Annotated in this window: 19 protein-coding genes; 14 read left to right on the top strand and 5 right to left on the bottom strand. The window is 40.0% G+C overall.

Annotated elements, in window-relative coordinates; genetic code table 11:
* The 6 genes from BO225_RS12755 to BO225_RS07945 all read left to right on the top strand — a co-directional run.
* Positions 1 to 353, top strand: a 353-nt coding sequence (locus BO225_RS12755; RefSeq protein ID WP_233120310.1) for a hypothetical protein, incomplete at its 5' end; no start/stop codon positions are given.
* A gap of 1,034 nt (positions 354 to 1,387) precedes the next feature.
* Complete coding sequence (locus BO225_RS12030) at positions 1,388 to 1,831, top strand: 4Fe-4S cluster-binding domain-containing protein (protein WP_083632155.1); 444 nt, start codon at positions 1,388 to 1,390, stop codon at positions 1,829 to 1,831.
* Positions 1,806 to 3,527 (top strand): radical SAM protein, encoded by a 1,722-nt coding sequence (locus BO225_RS07960; RefSeq protein WP_143356802.1) that lies wholly within the window; start codon positions 1,806 to 1,808, stop codon positions 3,525 to 3,527. The genes BO225_RS12030 and BO225_RS07960 overlap by 26 nt, the downstream gene beginning before the upstream one ends.
* A gap of 20 nt (positions 3,528 to 3,547) precedes the next feature.
* Positions 3,548 to 3,805: a hypothetical protein gene (locus tag BO225_RS07955; protein ID WP_076341714.1), complete on the top strand. Its 258-nt coding sequence runs from the start codon at positions 3,548 to 3,550 to the stop codon at positions 3,803 to 3,805.
* 236 nt (positions 3,806 to 4,041) lie between these two features.
* Positions 4,042 to 5,721: an ATP-binding cassette domain-containing protein gene (locus tag BO225_RS07950; RefSeq protein ID WP_083632153.1), complete on the top strand. Its 1,680-nt coding sequence runs from the start codon at positions 4,042 to 4,044 to the stop codon at positions 5,719 to 5,721.
* On the top strand, positions 5,718 to 6,398 hold the full coding sequence (locus BO225_RS07945) for a hypothetical protein (protein ID WP_076341712.1): 681 nt from the start codon (positions 5,718 to 5,720) through the stop codon (positions 6,396 to 6,398). Before BO225_RS07950 ends, BO225_RS07945 begins: the two co-directional genes overlap by 4 nt.
* A 426-nt stretch (positions 6,399 to 6,824) precedes the next feature.
* On the opposite strand, the gene BO225_RS07940 is transcribed toward BO225_RS07945, so the two are convergent.
* From BO225_RS07940 to BO225_RS07925, 4 genes are read right to left on the bottom strand one after another with little or no spacing between them, the layout of a single operon-like run.
* On the bottom strand, positions 6,825 to 7,361 hold the full coding sequence (locus tag BO225_RS07940) for a GNAT family N-acetyltransferase (protein ID WP_076341711.1): 537 nt from the start codon (positions 7,359 to 7,361) through the stop codon (positions 6,825 to 6,827).
* A gap of 1 nt (position 7,362) precedes the next feature.
* Positions 7,363 to 8,343, bottom strand: coding sequence for an aspartate-semialdehyde dehydrogenase (locus BO225_RS07935; protein WP_076341710.1), 981 nt, complete (start codon positions 8,341 to 8,343; stop codon positions 7,363 to 7,365).
* Positions 8,340 to 9,662: an aspartate kinase gene (locus BO225_RS07930; protein ID WP_076341709.1), complete on the bottom strand. Its 1,323-nt coding sequence runs from the start codon at positions 9,660 to 9,662 to the stop codon at positions 8,340 to 8,342. Before BO225_RS07930 ends, BO225_RS07935 begins: the two co-directional genes overlap by 4 nt.
* Before the next feature lie 33 nt (positions 9,663 to 9,695).
* On the bottom strand, positions 9,696 to 10,808 hold the full coding sequence (locus tag BO225_RS07925; protein WP_076341708.1) for a homoserine dehydrogenase: 1,113 nt from the start codon (positions 10,806 to 10,808) through the stop codon (positions 9,696 to 9,698).
* A 92-nt stretch (positions 10,809 to 10,900) separates the two neighbouring features.
* On the opposite strand from BO225_RS07925, the gene thrC reads away from it, so the two are divergent.
* From thrC to BO225_RS07900, 5 genes are all read left to right on the top strand, one after another.
* The gene (gene thrC / locus BO225_RS07920; RefSeq protein WP_076341707.1) at positions 10,901 to 12,373 is read left to right on the top strand and encodes a threonine synthase; all 1,473 of its coding nucleotides are present in this window, start codon (positions 10,901 to 10,903) and stop codon (positions 12,371 to 12,373) included.
* Positions 12,370 to 13,230 (top strand): homoserine kinase, encoded by an 861-nt coding sequence (gene thrB / locus BO225_RS07915; protein ID WP_076341706.1) that lies wholly within the window; start codon positions 12,370 to 12,372, stop codon positions 13,228 to 13,230. Before thrC ends, thrB begins: the two co-directional genes overlap by 4 nt.
* The gene (locus BO225_RS07910; RefSeq protein ID WP_076341705.1) at positions 13,223 to 13,657 is read left to right on the top strand and encodes an ACT domain-containing protein; all 435 of its coding nucleotides are present in this window, start codon (positions 13,223 to 13,225) and stop codon (positions 13,655 to 13,657) included. Before thrB ends, BO225_RS07910 begins: the two co-directional genes overlap by 8 nt.
* Positions 13,654 to 14,349 carry a TIGR01906 family membrane protein gene (locus BO225_RS07905; protein ID WP_076341704.1) on the top strand — a complete coding sequence of 232 codons (696 nt, stop codon included), beginning with the start codon at positions 13,654 to 13,656 and terminating at the stop codon, positions 14,347 to 14,349. Before BO225_RS07910 ends, BO225_RS07905 begins: the two co-directional genes overlap by 4 nt.
* Positions 14,350 to 14,439: 90 nt before the next feature.
* Positions 14,440 to 14,994 (top strand): Maf family protein, encoded by a 555-nt coding sequence (locus BO225_RS07900; protein ID WP_076341703.1) that lies wholly within the window; start codon positions 14,440 to 14,442, stop codon positions 14,992 to 14,994.
* Positions 14,995 to 15,013: 19 nt separating this feature from the next.
* Here BO225_RS07900 and BO225_RS07895 read toward each other — a convergent pair whose 3' ends face one another.
* The gene (locus tag BO225_RS07895) at positions 15,014 to 15,916 is read right to left on the bottom strand and encodes an AEC family transporter (RefSeq protein WP_076341702.1); all 903 of its coding nucleotides are present in this window, start codon (positions 15,914 to 15,916) and stop codon (positions 15,014 to 15,016) included.
* An 87-nt stretch (positions 15,917 to 16,003) separates the two neighbouring features.
* Between BO225_RS07895 and BO225_RS07890 the strand changes: the two genes are divergently transcribed.
* The 3 genes from BO225_RS07890 (at position 16,004) to rpmJ (ending at position 16,973) form a co-directional block, all read left to right on the top strand.
* Positions 16,004 to 16,501 carry a flavodoxin gene (locus BO225_RS07890; RefSeq protein ID WP_076341701.1) on the top strand — a complete coding sequence of 166 codons (498 nt, stop codon included), beginning with the start codon at positions 16,004 to 16,006 and terminating at the stop codon, positions 16,499 to 16,501.
* A gap of 127 nt (positions 16,502 to 16,628) precedes the next feature.
* Positions 16,629 to 16,847, top strand: a complete 219-nt coding sequence (gene infA / locus BO225_RS07885) for a translation initiation factor IF-1 (protein WP_016318255.1) — start codon at positions 16,629 to 16,631, stop codon at positions 16,845 to 16,847.
* 9 nt (positions 16,848 to 16,856) lie between these two features.
* On the top strand, positions 16,857 to 16,973 hold the full coding sequence (rpmJ, locus tag BO225_RS07880) for a 50S ribosomal protein L36 (protein WP_003866328.1): 117 nt from the start codon (positions 16,857 to 16,859) through the stop codon (positions 16,971 to 16,973).
* The last annotated feature ends 25 nt before the right edge of the window (positions 16,974 to 16,998 follow it).

The raw sequence follows: 16,998 nt of genomic DNA, 5'->3' as shown, positions 1-16,998 counted from the left end.
TCCCGTCAGCCGACGAGCAGCGAACACTAAGAAAAGGCATGCCTTTTCTTAGTGTTCGCTCATTCACCTTAACAAACTCAGAACTAATTACTAAGAAAACAATTTACACAAAAATATTGACACTGCCATTTTTGAATTTCGAAAGAAATTCATTCCTTTTCTTTTGTATAAATTTTATCATATTTATAATAAAGAAAGGACAATATGTTATGAAAAAGAAACTTTTAAAGCTAATTACAGCGGTATTTGTTGGTAGTATACTTCTTCTGCCTCAATACTGTCCCGAACATCATCAAGTGGATGATTGCTGGAAAATAAGTCATCCTTTTGGGACGAATGACGGGCATAAATGAAAAATAAGCCCTCAGCTTGAGGCTGGATGTGGAAATAGAAAACATGTTGACTTGTATGGATATCGAAAGAAAGTGTTTTATTTTAGTAAAGTTGAGATTCTTTTGATAAATGGCAAGAAATAAAAGAGTGTGACTTCTCATTTTCTAGAGTTTTGGCATGATAGCGTTCATAAGTAAAAAGGAAGAGTCATAAACAGCAGTGCAGTGTTTGAATTTGCCGATATCGATACCGATCGCAATCATAGTGAACCTCGAATGGTGAACAATGTGTCAAAGCCACAAGCGATGAAGAACTGATCCTGGTGCGATACGAATTCAAGGCTCATCAAACTGATAGCAGTTTCAAAACACCGAAGTGGCAAGATCCTTTCTAAGGTAGTCAAAGCTACAAGGAAAACAACTCAAATACACATTCACAATTTCGATTCTAGAATAAACCTAAGCAGAAAACAAAGGCTTAGTTAGAAAGGAAAAGTATGTTGAAAGCTATCTTTAATGAGCAAATTCAATGTACTAGGGCAATAGCTGATTTTACACTTGCTTCGAGAAAAATTGGAGTATAGAAAAGAACTTTACAAAAGCAAAACTCTGAAGGTTTTTTCAAAAACAGATTGGCTGTTATTTCAGCCTAGTTTATATGGATACTGCGGAAGATGTCGATCGACATTTCGCTATGTAGATAAATGGATGAATTTCTCCAGATTTATTTTCATGGTGGTAAATATTCTTTCACTCTTTTGCAGAAATTTGAATGGTTATATTTTGAAAGATTCAAGTATTCGGAGATAGTCTTGAGATGAGAAGAATAAGTCTTAATTAGGAAGACTTCCAAAGAAAACGCAAGGAGATTGACGAAAACTTCATTTAAAGCGTAACCATTATCTAAAGAAAGAGAATGAAAGCAATTCGAATGAACCGAGAAAAAAGTTTGATTTCCAATCGCTGTATGGGGGTAGGAAATCAGAGCCTGGAGACTTCAAAAACACAACTCCGTCTCATGTTCTGATTGTTTTCATATTATGCGAGGTTAGATTATGAGTGACTATTTGGTTGGGAAATTCGTTCCTTCATGGGGGGAAGGGATTGCTAAAACAATTACGTTTATTGTTACGGAAGATTGTAACTTAAGATGCAAATATTGTTATATCTTAAATAAATCCAGCAACAAGAAAATGACATTTGATGTTGCTAAAAAGCAAATTGATCAGTTTTTAAATAACGATCACGTTCCAGAAATGGTTATTGTAGATTTCATCGGTGGAGAACCGTTATTGGAAATAGATTTAATCGATAAGATTTGTGATTACTTTAAAATTAAAAGTTTTCAATTGGATAAACCTTGTTGGTGGAATTACAGATTTAACATTGGTACAAACGGAACTATGTATTTAGTTGATCGTGTTCAAAAATTTTTGAAAAAAAAACCAGGGGAAGGTGTCTCTGGGAATTACATTGGATGGAACAAAAGAAAAGCATGATTTAATGCGCGTGTACGAGGACGGTTCAGGTTCTTATGATGTGATCATTAAAGGGATTCCCGAATACTTGAAAAATCACGTACCAGGAACAAAGGTTACTTTTTCTTCAGCCGATCTTCCTTTGCTGTATTCAAGCATTGTTCATCTAATTGATTTGGGATTTACTCATATATCAGCCAATGTAGTATTCGAAAATGTATGGAAAGAAGGTGATGATTTAATTTTTGAGGAACAGTTAAAAATGCTTGCCGACTATATTATAGAAAATAACTTCTATGATAAAATCTACTGCACATTATTTTTGGATTCTATTGGAGGGTATTTGCTCGAAGATGATTTGAGTGTTACTAGTTGTGGATCGGGAAAAATGAGGGCTTTTGGTCCTGATGGATATACTTATCCATGCATGAGATTCAAAGATTATTCGCTAGATAAAAATCCTGAAATTAGAATTGGGAATATGGTACAAGGAATTTATAAAGAAAGACTTCGACCTTTCTTAGTGGCAACAAAAAATGATCAGTTAGACGACGAGTGTAAAAACTGTCCCGCAGCTCGTGGATGTGATTTTTGTCAAGGCTTCAATTATGATGATTCAAGTTCTAAAACTATATTTTCGCATGCTAAGTATATTTGTAATATGCACAAGGCTAGAGTTAGAGCTAATGATTATTATTTCAGTCGATTGTTTAATCAAAAAGGTATTGCTAGAGAGGAGATTCCAAAACAGCAGAACAAAACATATATTCTTCTCAGTAACGAATATGTAGATTATTGTGGAGAAAAAAGAAGAGTACCTGAAGACATAAAGATGTCTTACGAAACTTTATTCGATGCTTTAGAATATTCAAGAAATCGGTTTAGCGAAATATTTCTTGTTCATGATTGCTCAATGGACGAAACTGTCTTTTTGGATAAGTCTTTTGAAAATTATACAATTCATCACATTATACCCTTTAAAAAAGCGATTACTATGAAAGATACCTTTAATTTGTTTTCGATAGTTCTGGAGGGTGATGAGGTCAAAAATTTGAACGAATCTGAAATATTTTGTAAAAAGATTATTCTGAATATTTCGCAGAATCAAATATCAAATTTAGCCCAATATATCAGGGTCATCTTTCTTCACAGTAATGAGATTGAATTAAATATTTTGGGATTTGATAGTGAATTTGATTTTGCTGTTTATAAAGATCAGATTGAACAAATCGCCATTTTTATTAAACATCAATATGAAGGTACCAATAGAGAGAAGAAAATTAATGTTTTATCTGATTTATTGTATGGAAATAGTAATGATTGCTCTCCAGGTGATAAATCAATTGCTATAGCTCCAAATGGAAATATTTACTCGTGCCATTATTCATATTCGCAAGGTGAAAATCCAATAGGATCAATCTATAAAGATGGAATACCAGAAAAGAATATTCTGTTATTTCAAACTAAGAATCCGTTATGTAGAAATTGTAATGCAAGTCAGTGTAGAAATTGTAGGATTCTTAATAGAAGATATTGTGGTGAGTACAATGTTTCTCCCTCTTTTCAATGTAAAAAATCAAACATAGAAAGAATTGTTGCTGCAAGAATATTGAACGAGGTTTTTCCAAACACAATCCATATTAGTGATAATCCAGTAATGGATCCTATTTTAAATATCTTAGATAAAACAGTTGAAGACAGATATTACTACGAGTAAAAAAAGGAGATAAATGAACGATGAATATTGAATATGCCTTATCTGATGAAGATTTAGAATTTATCAAGAATGTATTTGAAAAGAAGCTAGCTTTAGAGGCTTTAATTAAAAGCGAAGGGATTTCTGCGAATCTTATGAAAGATTTAATCAGTACATATTCTCAAATTAATGCAGAATATACAAATTGGTGGTCAAAAAAAATTAAAGAATTAAATCTCGAAAACTCGAATTATGAGCTACAAGTCGATTTTGAAAACAAGCGAATTGTTAATATTTAATAAGGAGGATTTTATGAATTCTATAAATGCTTGCCCCACATGCGATGTTAGTTGTGGATTAAATTGTAATACCGGAGCAAACGCTTGCAAAGGAACATGTTCAATTGAGTGTAATGCAAACTGTAATAATACCAACACAGGAGTTTGCTATAATTGCGCAAATAACTGTGCTGCTACTTGTGCAGCAAAAGCGGGTATGATGAATATTTCTGATTTGTTTAGTTAAATTTAGAGTAATGGAAAAGAAGCATATACTTCTTTTCCATTACTATTTGACTGAAAGGCAGATTATGTATAAAACTATTTTTTCTTTTTTGAAAAAATATAAGAAAAGTCTATCTTTATACTTCTGTATCCAATGTATCACTTTGGTGATATCTATATTAGTTCCATATATAAATGGTAAAATAGTCGATTTTATAACTTTACATAGATCTGTTCATAGCTTAGTAAGAGTTATAATTGTATTAACTTTGTTGCAAATTATATCAGTCATTTTATATTCTATAAATTTGAAAATATGTTCATATATACAATTGAATTCATCTAATGATTTTATCTCAGCTATAATTAATCACATTTTAATGTGTAAGAAATCATATTTGGAAAAAATGAATGTAACTGAAACCATTCAGCAAATAACGAATGATAGCAATGCTTTAATTAATTTTGTTTATCAAAGTGTGATTCAAATTATTTTAACCATAATACAGATATTGTTTCTTGGGTATATCATTATAAAAATAGATTTAATTTTATTATTTGTTTCAACACTAAGTGGCTTGCTCTATTTTGCTTATTTTTGTCTTAATAAAGATAAAATTGCTGCTGCTAATAAAACGTATCTAAATTCACAGACAAAGTATTATTCTTCAGTATTCGAATGGTTAAATTACTGGAAATACTTGAAATTTCATCATGATTTAGAACTTGTTGATGCGGTAAACGAAAAAAAAGAACAACTATTAGACAATTTGCTTAAAAAACAAAAAGTTTCCGTTCAAGTGATGGAGATAATCATGCTCTCTAAATATATTCCCCAGATTACCTTGTTCATCATTGGAGGAATCAAAGTTATCAATGGGAATTTGACAATTGGACTTTTTATAGCATCTATAACCTACTTGAACATGTTCTTGAGCAGCGTGGAGTCGATTTATGGTTTTATGAATTCGCATGCGGAGCAAAAAGCTAGCTATTTGCGAATAGATAAATTGTTAAGTTTGGAAGTAGAAGAATTCCCAAAGCAAAAATTTGAATTATCAACAAATACTCCCATAGTTAGAACAGAAAATTTATCATTCCAATATAGACCGGATTCTGAATTAATCAAGTATGAAGATAATATATTGAAAAGAGGTAATCTGTATTTAATTAAAGGTGATAATGGAATAGGAAAATCTACCTATTTAGACATTATTTCAGGATTGAATAGTGGAGAGTATATAGGGGAACTAAAACTGGATTGTTATGAATTATCTGAATTGGATTGTTATAGATATAGAAAAAATTATATAAGTTATTTATTTCAAGATGTTTCTAAATTACATTTAAAATATTTATTGAAAAATAATGACAGTAATATAAATTTTGCAAATGAATATGCGGAAGATCTCTTTGAAAAATTTAAGATAAAACAATTGCTTAGTAGAAAAGAATTTAATTTTTCTGGAGTATCAGGAGGAGAGCAACAAAAAATTGCTGTGTTTGGCTACTTGAATACAAATAGACCAATTATACTTTTAGATGAACCAACAAATAATTTGGATAATAATAGCAAATTAGCACTATATGAAGTTCTGAAATGTTTGAAGCATGATAAAATCATTATTATAGTATCCCACGATGAATCGATATTAGAATTTGTAGATGGAGAAATATCTATAAGGCATGAAGAGGAGAAGGAGAATCTATGAAAAAAACAATGATTAGTGTTCTAGGTAGTTTAGTCGTGTTGTCAGGTTGTGGTACAAGTACAGGAACAGAACCCCAATCGGTCGATCCAGCAGAAGAAGTCATCCGCGTTATCGATTCATCCGTCGATCAATCAATCTTGAATGTGGATGCTCTTAATCCCAAAGGGACGGATTTCAATGCGTGGGAAGAGGGAGAAAAAAACTACACTTTGTTGACGTTCAATGAAACAGAACCACCACATTATGGTTGGTCAATTTTGAAAGACGGTGTCTTGTTGCAAGGAGAAGCTATAGAAGAAAATGGATCTTTCGTCATTGAAGACGACAAAATTTCAAAAAACGAGGATCCTGCCAACCAAAAAGCGATTTTTGTCTATTCAATCTTTGGCGAAGCGTTCGAGGAAAATGAAGATCATAAAATGGAGTTGAATTCAGTGTATAAAGTGGAGAAGGAAGATGATACGTATACAATCTCCTACTCGCGAGGCGAAATCAAAGATGATGGAAAACCAAAAGAAGTGCTCATTCAAGTCGAATCGGATGGAGATAAGATTTCAAAAATCGAAAGTGAATTCACGTTTAATGATGATACTAAAAGAGAAGAAACTAATGTGTTCTCTTACGATTCTGTCGTTTCGGATGATATCAAAGACGTTCTCAGTAAACAAAACGATTGAAGAAGCGCTGTAGGGGGCCCTGCTATAAGCGTTCTTGATTGTATTTTTCTTGTTTATTTCCGTTAAAATCATAGTTTTTAAACTTTTTAATTTCGAAGCTAATTCATTTTCTTTAATTTACATAAATTTCATTATATTATATTCATAATAAAGAAAGGATGGAATAGCTATGAATAAAAGTGTAAAGACAATGTTATTAGGAATCTTGATCGGGATGATTTTTTCATGGATCATACATGCCATTATTCCTGCTTCATGGGAAAAAGGGTTTTATATCGCGATAACAGCGATATTGATTTGTATTTTGATTTATCTTTTTCTTAGACGAGATAAAAAATAAGCGTATTCGCAGATGAAATGAATTTATCATTGATCCCATTTTTGAGATAGCTTGCATATCCAATCAAAAAAGACCGGATGTCCTATTCAACATTCGGTCTTGTTTTTATGATCGCCAATGATCTTCTCCATCCAGATCATATCGTACCAGCGATTGAATTTATAGCCACATGAGTGGAAATGCCCTACTTTTTGAAAGCCTAGATGCGCGTGAAACTTCGCGCTGTTCATATCCAAATACTCGTCTTCCACGATCGGATAGCCGATACACGCATACAAATTCAAGATCCCCATCGATTTTAATTTGTTTTCAAGTTCTTCATAGAGCGCTCTTCCATATCCTTTATGCTTCGCTCCCTTGTCCAAATAGATCGACAGTTCGCATGACCAGTCATAGGCGGCTCTTTCTTTTAGCGGGCTAGCATACGCATAGCCTTGAACGACACTGTTTTCCTCGATCACGAGGTACGGATACGTTTCTTTGGTTGTCTCGATTCTTTTTTCAAACTCGGCTAGGGAAGGGATCTCATACTCAAAAGTAATGGCTGTTTCAACCACATAAGGAGCGTAGATCTCTGAAAGACGGCTCGCGTCCTCTTTTCTCGCGCTACGTATGTAGGCCATCTTAGTTTTGCTCGAGAAGCTTTTCTAAGATCTGCACCGCATTCGTGGCCGCGCCTTTACGGATCTGGTCTCCACAGCAGAATAAGGATAACGTCTTTCCTTCCGGATCGGTGATATCCTTGCGGATTCGGCCGACAAACACATCATCTTGATTTGTCGTATCGAGCGGCATCGGATACACTTTGTTTTGCGGATCGTCTTTGAGCTGCACGCCAAGCGCGCTTTTCAAGACTTCTCTTGCCTTTTCGACATCGACTTCTTTTTCGCACTCTAAAGTAATGCTTTCCGAATGACTTCTTAAAACAGGCACCCGCACACACGTGCAGTTGACCAAAAGATCAGGATCGTGCCAGATCTTGCGGCCTTCGTTTTGCATTTTCCATTCTTCTTTAGAAATACCAAGATCGTCGAAATCGCCAATTTGAGGAATCAAGTTGAATGCGATCTGATAGGGGAATGCTTCTCTAGGCGCGTTTGGATCGATGATCTGCGTCTCTAGATCATGAATTCCTTTGACACCAGCGCCTGAAACAGCCTGCATCGTCGTCACGACCATCCGCTTGATCCCAAACTCTTTTTTCAAAGCATCGCACGCAACAAGAGCGATGATCGTCGAACAATTTGGATTGGCGATGATCCCTTGATTGTTTTGAATATCTTGAGCATTGATTTCCGGAACGACCAAAGGGACGTCATCTTCTAAACGAAACGCGCTCGAATTATCCACCACAACACAACCCGCCTTTTGCGCCCAAGGCATCCACTTTTTTGTCACATCGTTTTCACAAGCGCCAAGCACATAATCGACACCATCAAACGAGTCCTCTTTCAATTCTTCGACCACAAGACCATCGATGATCTTGCCTTTCGAACGAGCGCTCGCTAAAAGCTTGATGTTGACAGGAATCTTTCGTTCCTTCAAACATTCAAGCATTTGAGCCCCAACCGCTCCAGTCGCACCCGCGATCGCTACTGTCTTCATAACAATTCCTCCTCTTGAACAAATGTATCGTAGATCACATGAATCGTCTTTTTAAAATCTTCTTCGCTCACACCAACCGTAATATTGATCTCGTCGCTGCCTTGGGCGATCATCAAAATATTGATATCATTTTGACCCAACGCTCCAAAGAGCTTGCCGCTTGTTCCAGGCCGAGCCGACATGCTTTTGCCCACCGTCGAGATGAGCGCGATCTTATCTTGCGTGCGGATCTCGTCCGGCTTCAATTCCTTTTTGATCCGCGCCAACATTTCATAAAGCCGATCTTCTATATCCTTTTCCTGGATCACGATCGTAAAGGAATCGATCCCCGAAGGAATATGCTCGATACTCACGTTATAGTCTTCCAAGATCGAGAGCACCTTTCGCATATATCCAACCTCGTTAGACATGTGTTTTTTATAAATATAGATCGACATAAACCCTGTTTTGCCCGCGATTCCAGTGATCGAATAAGGCGCCTTGTATTTCGTGCGTTCTTGAATGATCGTTCCAAAATCTTGAGGACGGTTCGTATTCAAAATATGGATCGGAATATTTTTCTCTTTGACAGGGAAGATCGCTTCCTCATGCAAGACGCTCGCCCCCATATACGAAAGCTCTCTTAGCTCCGAATACGTAATATGCGTGATCGGTTCTGGATTCTCGACGATCGTAGGATCCGCCATCAAAAAACCAGAAACATCGGTCCAGTTTTCATACACATCCGCATCCAAGCATTGGGCGAGGATCGAACCCGAAATATCGCCGCCCCCACGCGAAAACACCTGAATCTGATCGTGACTTGTCGCGCCATAAAAACCAGGCATCACAAAATTCGAAAATTGCGCCGTCTTAGTCTCCAGCTTGGCCCGTGTCGCGTCCCAATCGATCGTTTTATCCAAACGAAAGCGGATGACATCTTTCGCGTCCACGAAAGGAAAGCCCAAATATTCGGCCATGAGTTTAGCACAAAAGTATTCGCCCCTAGAAACGATCTCGGCTTGAGAGAGCTGGTTCAAATTCGTATACAGCGCATCCAGCTCTTTTTCGATCGGCTGCTTTAGATCCAGCTCCGTTTTGATCTCCATGAACCGCTCTTTGATCGACTGGAACACATTGCTCGCGTCCACATGATATTGACGATGCGCATCCAGCAAATAGAGAAGATCCGTCAATTTTGGATCGGAAGAAAAACGACGTCCTGGCGCCGAGACCACGACATACTTACGATCCGGATCGGCTTCAATGATTTTTTTGATTTTTCTGAATTGACGGGCATCCGCGACCGACGAACCGCCAAACTTCGTGATTTTTAACATAATGGCTCTCTGATTCCTTTCATACTTTCTTTTTTATTTCCACAACGCGATCATCGCTTCTGGATCGATCTCTTGCACTGTGGCAATGAATGTCGGATCTTTCTTTTCAAACAAGAAATATTCGTTTTCTTGTCGAACTGGCAATAAAGAAGCCAAGTCTTTTTTCGAGCGGACGATCCAATCTTCCTGAAGGATCGAATTGTCGACTTTTTTATCGTTATTCAAAACGATCTTTCGTTCTCTATGCTCCATCGTGTCCAAAGCGTTGGCAAGCATCGCTTGCGCTGTGGCCAGCTGACCAGCCCCTTGACCAAAATAACCAAGCTGATCGAACGAGTTGGCGAATAAAAGCTGCGCGTTGTAGTTCGAAGGCGTATTCGCCAAATAATTCTCCTCGTCCAAAAAAGCAGGCGCGATCACGCTCGCGAACGCGTTTCCTTTTTGGATCGAACGCGCGATATGACGAATGACCTTTTTGTGTTTTTTGGCGTATTCGATATCTTTTTGATCGATCTTAGAAATACCGAGAGGCGGCAAGATCGCATCGTTTTTCGTTTGATACGCAAGCATATTCGTGATGTTCGTCTTATAGAACACATCGATCCCTTCAATATCGTTGGTCGGATCGGCTTCCGCGTAGCCTCTTTTTTGCGCTTCTTTCAAAGCGTCCTTCAAAGCGACACCCTCCTTTTGCATTTGATCGAGGATGTAGTTGCTCGTTCCATTGAAGATCCCTTCATAACCATCGATTTCTTCTAGGCGCTGCAGCTTTAAGATCGCATCCAAAAAAGGAATGCCGCCAGCCACGCTCGCCTCGATCTGGATCGAGCCGCCATACCGCTTTGCCAATTCGACATATCGTTCAAGATTGGGAGAAACGACCGCCTTGTTCGAAGTGATGACATGCTTTCCAGCCTCCAGAGCTTTTGTGATCAGAGTATTGGCAGGCTCAGTGCCACTCAAGCATTCAAAAACGATATCCGTATCTGGATCGGTGACGATCCTTTCGCCATCGTTTGTAAAGTAAGGCAGATCTTCAAATTGAGGAAGAACGAAAACGTTCGTCAAATTCAAGTCTGCCACTTGATTGCACAACCGCTCGACTCCTTTTCCTACCGTTCCATATCCAAGCAATACTGCGTTCATTCATACCCTCCTTGTTTCTTGTTAGAAAACACTTGTATTTAAAACGAGAACATCGTATCATAGGAGTTGTTGTTTTTCAAGGAGGAGTTAAGATGGAAAATATTTATGAATCGACACGAGATCCAAAACAAAACGCCACGAGCAAACAAGCCATTCTCAATGGGATCGCGCCCGATGGAGGCTTATACGTATGGCCAGCCATCGACACGGTCGATCTCGATCTCAACGCGATCGTTGAACAATCATACATTGAAAATGCACAGTATATATTAGAAAAGATCTTACCAGACTATACAAAAGAGGAGCTGGAAGCATGCGTCCACAATGCGTACGACAAGTCCTTTGCCTCCAACAAGATCACGCCTGTCAAAAAAGTGGGCGATCTTTATGTGCTCGAATTGTTCCATGGACCAACAAGCGCCTTCAAAGATGTCGCTTTGACGCTTTTGCCCCAACTCATGTCCACCGCGCTCAAATCCGCTGGAAAGAAAGCGCTGATCTTGACAGCGACAAGCGGCGATACAGGAAAAGCCGCCATGTCCGGCTTCAAAGATGTCGACCACATTGGCATTCGTGTCTTCTACCCTCATGAAAAAGTCAGTCAAATCCAATATCGCCAAATGGCTACCCAGGAAGGGAACAATGTAGGCGTATATGCGATCGAAGGGAATTTTGACGACGCCCAAAGCCAAGTCAAACAGCTCTTCCTCGATCAAGAGCTTCATCAAAAAGCGGAAGAACATGATGTGCTTCTCACCAGCGCCAATTCGATCAATGTCGGACGCCTCGTTCCTCAGATCGTATATTATTTCGACGCTTATAAACAACTCGTTCAAGATGGCGTGATCCATCTAGGAGAGCCTGTCTCCTTTAGCGTACCGACTGGCAATTTTGGCGATGTTCTCGCCGGCTATTACGCGTATTTGATGGGTCTTCCAGTAGAGCGGTTTTATGTGGCCAGCAACTCCAATAAAGTGCTCACCGACTTTTTGAACACAGGCGTTTATGATAAAAACCGCGAGTTTATCCAAACGATTTCTCCAAGCATGGATATTCTAGTTTCCAGCAATCTTGAACGTTTGCTTTTCTATATGAGCGGACAAGATCATCAAAAAGTCGCTTCCTGGATGAAAGATCTTCAAGAAAAAGGCCGTTACGAGGTCGATGCCCAGACGCTTCAAAAGATCCAGGCTCTATTTTCGGGCGACTTTGTAAGCGATGAACAAACAAAAGAAACAATCAAAGACGTGTATGAAAAAGAAGGGATCGTCCTAGATCCGCATACGGCGATCGGATATCGCGTGGCATCGATGACAAATTCCAGCACGCCAATAGTTACGCTCGCGACCGCTTCCCCTTATAAATTCAGCGTCGATGTGTTGGACGCGCTCTCTAAAGAGGCGAGTGACGAATGGGACGCGCTAAAAAAACTCTCAGCGCATTGTCAAGATCCGATCCCGGTCAACCTAGCGCAACTCGAGTCGATGGATATTCTCCATTCCGGTGTCATTTCAGTCGAGGAAATGAAAGAAGTTGTCGAGAAAGGGTTAGGCGAAGTACGATGATCAAGGTGAGCGTTCCGGCAACAAGCGCCAATTGTTGTATTGGATTTGATTGCATGGGACTCGCTCTCGATTGGCGAGGGACATTTACGTTTACTCATGCTGAAAAATTAGAGATCGAAGGCTGCCCAAGCGAATATCAAAATGAAAACAATCTAGTCGTACAGGCCTTTTATCGCGTTTGCGACTTTTTGAATAAAGAGAGGATCCCTTTTCATTTGCGTATCGATTCTTCGATCCCTTTTGCCCGGGGCCTAGGCAGCTCGGCTACATGCATCGTAGCAGGAATGATGGCCGCCAACGCGTGGTATGATTCCTGTTTGAGCAAAGAAGATCTGCTTTTGCTCGCTACGGAAATGGAGGGACATCCCGATAATGTGGCGCCCGCCCTGTTTGGAGGAGTCTGCGTCTCTTCAAAATTTCAAGGAAGGGTGATCACGAAAAAATTGAAAACACCCCGTTGGTATGGCCTCGCGCTCATTCCCGATCATGAATTGAGCACGAAAGAGGCGCGCAAAGTGCTTCCAAAATCGATTCCATTCTCAGAAGCGAAGGAGCAAGTGGCCAACGCGCTCTTGATGGCCGAAGCGCTCGAGATAGGCGATCAAACGCTCTTGAACTTGTGTTCGAACGATCATTTGCATGAGCCTTATCGTTGCGCGCTCATTCAAGATTTCGCGGTGTATCAAAAGAAAGCCCATGACGCGCTTCTTCCTTTATGGATCAGCGGCAGTGGTTCGACAATGCTTTCGCTCTCGATCCAGGAGGAGCCACTGCATGAGCTAGCTAAAAGCATGGATTCGATCGAGTATCGTTTTGTCAACGTGGATGAGCGAGGAGCTGAAGTCGTTTATGAGTAAATATTATGTAGTATCGAGCGAGATCTTGCCCGAAGTGCTAGAGAAAGTCATGGCCGCGCAAACGCTTCTTCAAAGCGGCCAAGCGCGCCGGATCTCGGAAGCCGTCAAGATGGTCGGCATTTCTCGCGGGACCTTTTATAAATACAAAGACGCCGTCTTTGCGTTCAATCAAGACGATTCAAAGCGCAAAGCGATCTATACGATTATTTTAAAGCATGAAACGGGCGCTTTATCTTCTGTGCTCTCGATGCTTTCGAACTTGCAGGCGAATATTCTCGCTTTGAATCAATCGATCCCGATCAACGGGATCGCTTCGGTCACGCTAACGATCGATATCAATAAGATCGAAATGAGCGCCGACGAGCTTGCGCGGCTGATGAGTTCTTTAGATGTCGTTGATAAAGTCGAACTGGTGGCGATCGAATGAACCAAGTCATGCGATTGTTGTTTGGATGGTCCTTGATCTTGACCATCCTTTTTTCTTCGGTACGGATCGTGGCGTTTGATGCTTCATTTTACGCGCAGTTTTATGAGAAAACAAAGCTGGCAGACGAACTAGGAGTCAGCAATCAAGATCTGAATAAAAGCATGGCGATGATGCTTGACTACATTACGGGCAAGAGGTCAAATATGGATGGGACGATGGTCCGTGATGGACACGTTGTCCAAATCTACAATGCAAAAGAGAAAGCGCATATGAAAGATGTTCGCCAACTTTATCAAAACGCGATGCTGGCATTGAAAATTTGTGTTGGAATCTTGATCGCGGTTCCTTGTTTGTTTTATATTCGAGAAAGAACGATGAAAAAAGTGATCGCCAATTGCTGTGTCGGCTTTTTTCAAAGCTTGCTTTGTTTTGGTGTGTTTTTGCTCGTGATCGGATTTTGGGCTTTGACGGATTTTACAGATTTTTGGATCAAGTTCCATGAACTCTTTTTTACCAATGACTTATGGCTGTTGGATCCTAGGACGGATTTTATGATTGAAATCTGTCCGGAAGCGCTCTTTTCTTCTTTGATCTTACGGATCGTTGTTGTCATGCTGGCAGGATTTGTTCCTTGCGCTCTTTTTTCGATTTGGTATATGAAGCGCAAGGCACCAATCGGGTATAGTTTGTAGAGAAATGAGCATTGTTGTGGTAAAATGAGAAAGCAGCTTCAAAACTCTCTAACTTGCGGCATGAAAAGGAAGGCATCCGCAGGGAACGATATGGAAATAATATTAGCGAGTGGATCGAGTCGAAGAAAAGAGATCTTGAGCGATCTTGGATATACGTTTACGGTCCAGCCAGCCAATGGCGAAGAAGTGTTAGAACTAGAAAATGGCATCGATCAAGCGATCGAGCTGATTGCCTATCGAAAAGCTAAAGAAGTGCAGAAGCTTTATCCGAACGCTTGTGTGATCGGAGCCGATACGGTCGTTTGTTTTCAAAATGAGATCTTAGGCAAACCTAAAACGAAAGAAGAAGCTGTAGACACGCTTGTCGATTTGAGCGGACAAGCGCATGAAGTCAAAACGGGAGTTTGTATTTGTTTGCCGCATGAAGATCTGTCTTTTACAGAAACGACGCATGTACAGTTTCGTGAACTGAGCGCCCAAGATATCGTCGAGTACGTGAACAAAGGAACTTGCCTCGACAAGGCTGGTTCGTATGGGATCCAAGAATGCGATTTTGTCGAAAAGATCGATGGTTCGTATTCAAATGTGGTTGGGCTTCCAAAAGGTAAAGTGAATGATATTTTGCGAATGGTATTAAAAAGCTAAGGTTGGTCCTTAGCTTTTTTTACAAGATATAAAGCCATAATGGCAAAGTGAAGAGAGAAAATAAGGTCGATACGAACACCATTTTGCTTGCGAATGCCGGATCTTGATCGTAGCGTAAAGCAAGCATCGCACTCGTTGTAGCCGCTGGCATTGCGGATTCGATCACGCAGATCTGGATCGCTAAAAGAGGGAGCTGGAACGATTTCATGATCACTAAAACAATGGCGGGAAGAATGAGTAGACGAAGAAGACAATATTTCCGCATCGTTTTCGAAAAAAGGTCTTTGGTTTCGCTTTGTTCGAGCATCGCGCCGATCACGAATAAGCAAATGGGAGTATTGCAGGCGCTGATAGCTGCGATCGTTTGATCGATCGAACTTGGAAGATAGATTCCTTTCATCCTCATCAGCAAGATCGCAAAGCCGATCGCTAAAGCGATAATGCATGGATGCGTGATTACTTTTTTCACTTTTTCTTGCCAGCTCGTTTTGGTGGTGTATAACGAAAGACCGGCTGACCACATGACGACGCGCTGCGGGATCAAGAAAAAGGAAGCGAACAAAAGTCCAAGCTCTCCATACGCGGCTTGAGCGATAGGCATTCCAAAAAAGCCCGCATTCGAGACGAGCGTCCCATATTTCAGGTTGATCGCTTTTTGCGGCTCTTCACTATTCCACATCCATTGATTGACAAGTGCATAGAGAAGCTGGATCGCGAAAGAACAAACGAGGACGATAAAGCACATTCGAAAATCTTTGTATGTGATATCGAGCTCGAAAGAGCGGATAATGGCGCACGGCAAAATAAGGGATAAAGAGAGCGTCGTGAGCTTTGTTTTGACTTCGTGAGTGATGATGCGTTTTTTTGAGAGGATATATCCGATCGCTAATAGAAGGAAGATCTCGATTTGTAGGTTGATCATAAACGGCCCTTTCTTTTCCTTTCATCATACTACTTTTTATCGTGCTTTTTTTGTATAATTATTTCATTGATAGGAAGGAGTGTGTTTATGAAAGATACACTTGTCATGTATTTTGGAGGAAATCATCCAGCGAATTCGACGACGAAGCGCGCCGCGACAAGCATTGCCGATCTAACGGGCGCTGATCTATTTGAGATCGAACCAAAATATCCATATAGTACGAATGACGATGTCTGCGTGCAGGAGGCTTTGCGTGATCTTGGCGCCAACGCGCGTCCGGAGCTGGCTAGACCCGTTCCAAATATCGAACAGTATTCCACGATTATTTTAGGTTTTCCAAATTGGTGCGGAACGGCGCCGATGCCTGTTTTTACGGCTTTGGATGAACTTCATCAAAAAGGCGAATTAGCGGGGAAAAGGATCGTTCCTTTCGTGATCAATGGAGGAGCGGGCCGTCAAAAATCGATCGATGATCTCGAGGCTGCCTATCCAGAAGCGAACATCGATGAAGGGTCTGGTTTCGTGTCCAGCAATTATGATGACGCGGTCGATCTTGCGATCGAATGGATCCAAAACAAAATGTAAATCGATAGGTCTCAGGGAGACCTTCTTTTTTTCTCTACCTTGTCAAAGGGTGTATTGTTTGTTAAAATGATAGTTGGCAATTTATGCATTATATCATTTCATCAAATAAAGGAGGCGTGTAAATTCCATGTCAAAACAAGATATGATCGAGATCGATGGCATTGTCGTCGATACATTACCAAATGCTGCTTTTAAAGTAAAGCTAGAAAACGGACACGAGATCTTGGCTCACGTTTCTGGTAAAATTCGTATGCATCACATTCGCATTTTACCAGGGGATCGTGTCACAGTGGAGATTTCTCCATACGACTTAACACGTGGGCGTATTACTTTTAGAAGAAAGTAGAGGACGTGTATGAAAGTTAGACCGTCTGTCAAACCAATCTGCGACAAGTGCCGAGTGATCCGACGCAAAGGTCGTGTAATGGTGATCTGTGAAAATCCAAAACACAAACAGAGACAAGGAAACTAGTAGGAGGAACAATGGCACGTATTGC

This window comes from Dubosiella newyorkensis (assembly GCF_001945605.1).
Lineage (GTDB): Bacteria > Bacillota_I > Bacilli_A > Erysipelotrichales > Erysipelotrichaceae > Dubosiella > Dubosiella newyorkensis.
Note: the sequence above shows the minus strand (reverse complement) of the source record. Positions and strands in the feature narration are given on the sequence as shown.

Bases quoted from the DNA above. Each gene is read 5' to 3' on its own strand.
- BO225_RS07910 (WP_076341705.1), top strand. From the start codon at position 13,223: ATGAGTAAATATTATGTAGTATCGAGCGAGATCTTGCCCGAAGTGCTA.
- BO225_RS07955 (WP_076341714.1), top strand. From the start codon at position 3,548: ATGAATATTGAATATGCCTTATCTGATGAAGATTTAGAATTTATCAAG.
- BO225_RS07900 (WP_076341703.1), top strand. From the start codon at position 14,440: ATGGAAATAATATTAGCGAGTGGATCGAGTCGAAGAAAAGAGATCTTG.
- BO225_RS07930 (WP_076341709.1), bottom strand. From the start codon at position 9,662: ATGTTAAAAATCACGAAGTTTGGCGGTTCGTCGGTCGCGGATGCCCGT.
- BO225_RS07940 (WP_076341711.1), bottom strand. From the start codon at position 7,361: ATGGCCTACATACGTAGCGCGAGAAAAGAGGACGCGAGCCGTCTTTCA.
- infA (WP_016318255.1), top strand. From the start codon at position 16,629: ATGTCAAAACAAGATATGATCGAGATCGATGGCATTGTCGTCGATACA.
- BO225_RS07905 (WP_076341704.1), top strand. From the start codon at position 13,654: ATGAACCAAGTCATGCGATTGTTGTTTGGATGGTCCTTGATCTTGACC.
- BO225_RS07895 (WP_076341702.1), bottom strand. From the start codon at position 15,916: ATGATCAACCTACAAATCGAGATCTTCCTTCTATTAGCGATCGGATAT.
- thrC (WP_076341707.1), top strand. From the start codon at position 10,901: ATGGAAAATATTTATGAATCGACACGAGATCCAAAACAAAACGCCACG.
- BO225_RS07925 (WP_076341708.1), bottom strand. From the start codon at position 10,808: ATGAACGCAGTATTGCTTGGATATGGAACGGTAGGAAAAGGAGTCGAG.
- BO225_RS12030 (WP_083632155.1), top strand. From the start codon at position 1,388: ATGAGTGACTATTTGGTTGGGAAATTCGTTCCTTCATGGGGGGAAGGG.
- rpmJ (WP_003866328.1), top strand. From the start codon at position 16,857: ATGAAAGTTAGACCGTCTGTCAAACCAATCTGCGACAAGTGCCGAGTG.
- BO225_RS07950 (WP_083632153.1), top strand. From the start codon at position 4,042: ATGGAAAAGAAGCATATACTTCTTTTCCATTACTATTTGACTGAAAGG.
- BO225_RS07935 (WP_076341710.1), bottom strand. From the start codon at position 8,343: ATGAAGACAGTAGCGATCGCGGGTGCGACTGGAGCGGTTGGGGCTCAA.
- BO225_RS07890 (WP_076341701.1), top strand. From the start codon at position 16,004: ATGAAAGATACACTTGTCATGTATTTTGGAGGAAATCATCCAGCGAAT.
- BO225_RS07945 (WP_076341712.1), top strand. From the start codon at position 5,718: ATGAAAAAAACAATGATTAGTGTTCTAGGTAGTTTAGTCGTGTTGTCA.
- thrB (WP_076341706.1), top strand. From the start codon at position 12,370: ATGATCAAGGTGAGCGTTCCGGCAACAAGCGCCAATTGTTGTATTGGA.